Consider the following 6000-nt stretch of genomic DNA (forward strand, 5'->3'; position numbering starts at 1 on the left):
ACGTTGCCCGTACGCTCGCCCTTGGACATGAGCCTCTCCTTCATCGGGGATGTTCGGTCTTCTGCAGACGGCTCCCTGCCCACCAGGGGGCCGTCGCCGTTTTCGACGACAACCATGCCGCTGTCCAGTTCTTGAGACGGATCCTGTACCCCAGGGGTGGACGGCAACAACAAAAGCACCCCGAAAGGGCCTCTGACCAGCGAAAACAAGGGTTTGTTGAAATAGGTTTCTGTGGGCTGCACCTGGTCTACGGCCAGCTAATGAGGGGTCAGGTGAGGCGAAGATTGGCCTCAGCGAGGCCGGCCGGGGTCATCTGGGTTCTCATGTGGTGTGATGCCGAGTCACCACGCGCTTTCCTGTGTCTAACTGCGCTTATTCGTGGCAGAGTTGGTGGATGCCTCGAATGCTGCGGATGCCCGGCAAGGATGTGCTGCCGCCTGGGCCCAAGCGCGAGCTCGTTGCAGAGCTCTACGTCCACTATCGGGAAGCCGGGCGGCCCCCGCTTCCGCAGATCGCGGCGCTTACCGCCACGATGCCCAACCCCCACAAGGTGAGCCGAGAAACCGTCCGGCGTCTTCTCACCGGGACGACCACCAGCCAATGGGCGGTCGTCGATGCCCTTTTGCGGGCTCTGTGCCAACTGCAGGACAGAGACCCGGATGGCCGGCGCTGGCCCGAGCCGGACGACAACCGCTGGGACGAGGACGATCCGGTGACCTGCCGCGAGTACCTGCGCCAGCTGTGGAACAACGATAGCGACGGCCTCGAGCCGGACGAAGCACCAGCAACGCCCCCTGCCGCACCGGCGAAGACCGCCTCGGGCTGGGGTACCCCGCCACCTACCGGGGCCTCAGCCCGGCAGGCTTCCGGCGGGTGGGGTGGTTCTCCACTGCCTCCAGCAGAAGGTCCCTGGGCTACCAGCCCGCTTCCGAAGGCTCCCGCCCGGCCAACTGCCTACAGCGACGAGCCTCCCTTCTGAACTGGTCTCCACTGCCAGGTTCGCGCCTTGCAGAGTGTGTCTGCAGCAGCGTCGGCGATGCCGGGGACGTTGCTGACCGGCTCACGGACGGGTGGGCAGACGATCCGGGGGCGCTGTTCCACCGTCGCCGCCGTCTTTGTCGGAGTCGGCACCGCGAGAGCGTGACTGGCGGGAGGATGAGCGCTAGGGCCTGTCCGCAATGTCAGCTAGGGAGCCATAGTCGCAGGCAGGCGAGGGTGACCAGGGCTTTGTAGTGGCGGGCTCGTTTGTCGTAGCGGGTGGCGAGGGCCTTGTTCTGCTTGAGCCGGTTGAAACAGCGTTCGACGACGTTGCGGCGCCGGTAGACCTCGCGGTCGAGACGGCACAGGCTCTCGCCTCGCCGGAGGCGTCCGTTGATCTGGTCGACGCGTTCGGGGATGGTGCAGGCGATACCGCGTCTGCGCAGGTAGGAGCGGATCTTGCGGGATGAGTAGCCCTTGTCGCCGACCACCCGTAGCGGTCGGGTGCGGGGCCGGCCGGGCCCGTATCGCTTGATGTGGATGCGGGCCATGACCGGTTCGAACTGCGTGCAGTCGTTGACGTTCCCGCCGGTGATCGTGAAGGCGAGCGGCCGGCCCTGTCCGTCGCAGGCGAGGTGGATCTTTGTGCTCAGTCCGCCGCGGGACCGGCCGAGTGCTTCGCCGGTCCAGGGCCCCCTTTTCGGGCCCCGGCGGCGTGCTGATGGGCCCGCACGATGGTCGAGTCGACGCAGACGATCGACCAGTCGACCTCGCCGATCGCGTCCGAGTGCTGCTGGACGTGGGCCAGGAGCCGGTCCCAGGTTCCGTCCGCTGACCAGCGGCGGAACCGTTCGTAGACGGTCTTCCACGGCCCGTACCGCTCGGGCAGGTCCCGCCAGGCCGCACCCGTGGACAGCTTCCACAGGATTCCGTTGAGGACCTGCCGCCGGTCCCGCACCGGACGACCCATCCGGGGCGGAGCCAGCAACGGCCCGATCACTTCCCAGGCCTGATCAGTCAGTTCATGACGTCGCACCACGAACGGAGTAACGACCGATCGACATTGCGGACACGCCCTAGGACCACACAGCGGGGAGAGAGAACGGGCGGGTGTGTGGACGTGTGAGGTATGCGGCGCCAAGGTGCTTCAGGGCGACGGGGAGACGACGGGAGCGGCGGTGCGCAGGCATGCACGCTCAGCCGGGCATTCGCCGGCGAGTGTCAGCAGGCAGCGGCCAGGCGGGATTGTGCAGCGGTGGCGCACCCCTGAGGAGCGTGAGCAGGAGCGGGAGACAGCCGAAGAGGCTGCGGAGATCGCTTGCATGCGGGAGTTGAACTGGCGGGCGGCCGGGAGTACCGGCGGACGGACACCGCGCGAATTTTCCAGCTCCTCCAGGAACCCCGGCACTGTGCACCGGCAGCCGACTTCGGGTCCCATGCCTTTACCGACACACCCAGTGGCGGCACTCGCGGGCCTGGTAGTCGTCGTGTGTGCCTTTGTGCTCAACGGCTTGGGTGGCGAAGTGTCATGGTGCATGGACCACCCGGACAGCCGAGGCAACAATATGCGGGTTTCTGGAGACTGCGCTCGGATCCTGGAGAACGCGACCGCAATGGAGGCGTTTGCCGCGCACACCTGGGGCTGGGTCCTGCTGGCTGGCCTGGCGTCGTGGGGTGCCGCCGGAGTCTTGTGGTTCAGGCATCAAAGAGAGCAGCCCAGCCGCTTCTACTACACCGAACGCCGCGGGCGGTTGTACCTGCACCGTCGGCTGTGACCGGCCTGACAATGAGCCTGGGAAACCCCGTGGTTCCCCCGGCCTTCCGCCAGTCAATGACCTTGCATTCAGTTGTCCCTGGGGGCTCCCCACTCGCTGTCCACTCCTGCCGCGCCGTGCGGAAACTTGGTACTGCTGGCCGAGGTCGGACGAATCGCGCGTCTCCCGTGTGGCGCGGTCAGGTTGCGGTGAACCCCGTACAGGCGATGTAGCGGTGTGATCCGTCGCCGACCGACCACACCACGGTGTACGTGCCCTGGGCGTAGGAGGCGTCGGCCCCGGAGAAGTCTCCCGGCCAGGTGACGACTGCCGAGGTGTCGGACTGCAGGCTGGCTCGCGCCAGCCGCGACGTTCAATCGGGCACGTACACGCGCGCCAGCACGTCCATCTCCGGCTGGATGGGGTCGAAGTTGCCGTACTTGTTGCGCAGCGAGAGTTCCACCGCGTCCCCAGCCCGAACTTCCCCCGGGGCGACAATTTGCCAGGCCCCGTCGACTTCAGCCGGCTTTCGTGGAGCGCAGTCCACCTCGGTCGGCAGGTAGGCGAACGGAGGCGGCTGCAGCGAGACAGAAGCGGACGGCTCCGGCTCCTCGGCCGGAGCAGAAGAGGAAGGGGCTGCAGCAGCCGAAGGAGTGGGCGAGGTACTCGGGCGACGAACCTCCTGCGCGGACGGCTGCGCCGATGGAGCGACTGCGCGAGGTGAATTGCTTGGCGCTGCTGTCGGCGCCTGGCCGGGCATCCCGGAGGCTTTCACAGTGACAGCTCCGCCGATGGTTCCTGCGACGAGGGCGGCCACAGCGGCCGCCGCAACAACCCCAGGACGCTTTCGCCGCGAGCCAGCGGAGCGCCAGGCGGGATCGTCCTCGTGCGACACGTCCCAAGGGACGCTCGCCAGGTCGAAAGCCAGTGTTGGTTGCTCGCTTGCGGGTGTGACTGCGGTGGCCTGTGCGGCGAGCAGCGTCGAGCAGGCGCGGGCGAGCTCAGCGCCTGTAGGCCGGTTTCCAGGCTGCTTGGCCAGAGCCTGCTCGACCATAGGGAGAAGGTCGCCGGGAAGACCCGAAAGGTCGGGCTCGGCGGACATGATACGGAAGGCCACGGCATCGGGGGCGCCGGAGCCGAACGGGAGGCGGCCTGTGGCCGCATAAGCAACGAGTGCGCCCCAGGCGAAGACGTCTCCTTCAGGCCCCACCACGCCCGTCTGGTAGTGCTCGGGACTGATCCAGCCCGGACTGCCGGTGACGACCCCGGTCCGCGTCACCGATGTGCCGTCCAGGGCGTGGGAGATGCCGAAGTCCAGAACCTTGGGGCCGGAGGGAGAGAGGATGACATTGCCGGGCTTGATGTCGCGGTGGACGATCCCCGCTCCATGCACCGCAGCGAGTGCCGCCGCAGTCCCGGCAGCGAGCGCGTACAGAGGTGCGCCCTGCACGGGGCCGTGCGCATCGAGGTACTGGACGAGCGTCGGCCCGGGCACGAAGGGGGCTGCCAGCCATGGAGTAGTTCCATCGGTGTCGGCATCGTGGACCGGGACCAGGCACGGCCCTGTCACCCTTCGGGAGAGTCGGACCTCGCGTCGGAAGCGTGCCCGGAACTCATCGTTCGCAGCATGCGCAGGGTGGATGACCTTGACAGCCAGGCGTAGCCCAGCGGGATCGACAACCGCGAACACGGCACCCATACCGCCACTCCCGAGCCGGCCGATGACACGCCAGGCACCTATTCGGCGCGGATCTCCAGGGAGCAGCGGCTGGATGCGGCTGGACACGACCGCTCCTTAGGTGTGATCGGCTCGAGCGAGAGACCATGAAATGCTACCGAGCTCGGGATGAACCTGCTGTCGCGGTCCTGACCTCTCCATGGGGAAGCGAGGCATCCCAGGAGGTGCGCGCGCCGCTTCCAGTGAGCCCGAGGAGGTCCTCTCGGGTCAGCTCGGTGGTGTGCACCGACGCGTACGTGGAGCGTGAGGCGATGCTCGAGCACTGGCGCCGCCTTGCTGAGGCGACCTACGAGGTGTGCCAGCGGCGAAAGCCCCGGACGCGATCGCCTCCGGGGCCCGCTGTTGCGTGCTTCGTCTTGTCAGGACAGTGGGGTCGGGCGGCGGGGCGGGGGTACGGCCTTCAGGAGCTCCCAAAGCGGTCGCGAACCGCTCGCCCATTCGGCCAGCACGGTCCGGTCGACCAGGTGCAGTCGTTGGGAATGCGCGAACTCCATGGCGGGCTTGGAGAATTTCCCGTTTGTGACGAGGACGACGACGTCGCCCTTGTGCACCGGCCGGCCGGTGCCGTTGAGGACCTGCAGATCGGGTGTGCCGACCGCGGCCCCGGCCAGTCCGGCCTTGCGGTGTTTGCACTGGATGACCATCGCCGGCCGTACGGGTCGGTCGCTTTCACATCTGCACCGTTGTCTCCCGCGCCGCCGACCTGGACCGCGTTCGCGCACCCGTCCCGCCGCATCAGATCGCGCACCGCATGCTCGAACTCCCGGTGGTGCAGCGCATCGAGCTGCGTCAGCGCGTAGCGCAGGCCCTGTGCCCTCACCCGCTCCCACTGCGCAGCCCGCTGTCGTTTGACCACCCGGACCGCGACGGCTCCAACGACGGCCAGCAGCACAACGACCACGACCACCGGGTGGGCGCTCAGGAAGCGCACCAGGCTCATGAGCACCCCCCACACAAGCAGTAAACCGCCACCTATGACGACGAGCTGCTCCGTACCGGAGCTCTTGCGTGACCGTCGACGAGCAGGTCGCCGCCTCGCAGTCGGTCGTCGGCTCATCGCCCGCTCCCGCTGCGGTCCCACTTGATCGGGTACGACACCGTCGGCGCTGGCCGCGGAGCCGGTTTGGCTCCACCCGGCCACGGGATCGGGTACTTCACCGCAGGAGTGGAGCGGGTGACCGGCCTGGGCCAGCCGGGCCACTTGATCGGATACGTCACCGGCGACGAGGTCCGCGGGCTGGGTAACGGCTCCGTGCCCGCCCCGCTGCCCGCCGACGTACCGGTGTTCCCTGAACCTTCCCCGGTCGTGCTGCGCCTCCCTGCGCAACCGCCCCATCCAAGCACCCGCCACTGACAAGCCGTCACCCCGCGATCACCAATCGTGATCTTGAGATGGAGCGCTGAAGAGAGCGGGGCCTCGCGCTGGTCGGCACAGACGAAGGCTGCCGTATCCGAAGTTGAGGAAGAACGGCCGGGCGGAGCCACGAGGAGTGGACATGGGCCAACATGCGGCCCGGTGCCGGTGGCGGG

General features: G+C 67.8%; 2 protein-coding genes and 2 pseudogenes. 1 reads left to right on the forward strand and 3 read right to left on the reverse strand.

Annotated features, from left to right (window positions below; all coding sequences use genetic code 11):
* Positions 1 to 394: 394 nt before the first annotated feature.
* The gene (locus tag R2D22_RS36025) at positions 395 to 979 is read left to right on the forward strand and encodes a hypothetical protein (protein WP_318109509.1); all 585 of its coding nucleotides are present in this window, start codon (positions 395 to 397) and stop codon (positions 977 to 979) included.
* 202 nt (positions 980 to 1181) lie between these two features.
* Here R2D22_RS36025 and R2D22_RS36030 read toward each other — a convergent pair.
* From R2D22_RS36030 to R2D22_RS36045, 3 genes and pseudogenes are all read right to left on the reverse strand, one after another.
* A pseudogene (locus R2D22_RS36030) lies at positions 1182 to 2014 on the reverse strand (IS5 family transposase).
* Positions 2015 to 3105: 1091 nt separating this feature from the next.
* Positions 3106 to 4518: a serine/threonine-protein kinase gene (locus tag R2D22_RS36040; RefSeq protein ID WP_318099934.1), complete on the reverse strand. Its 1413-nt coding sequence runs from the start codon at positions 4516 to 4518 to the stop codon at positions 3106 to 3108.
* A 311-nt stretch (positions 4519 to 4829) separates the two neighbouring features.
* Positions 4830 to 5527 (reverse strand): annotated as a pseudogene (locus R2D22_RS36045) (restriction endonuclease).
* Positions 5528 to 6000 lie beyond the last annotated feature (473 nt).

The sequence above is a fragment of the Streptomyces sp. HUAS YS2 genome, from assembly GCF_033343995.1.
GTDB classification, from domain to species: Bacteria; Actinomycetota; Actinomycetes; order Streptomycetales; family Streptomycetaceae; genus Streptomyces; species Streptomyces solicathayae.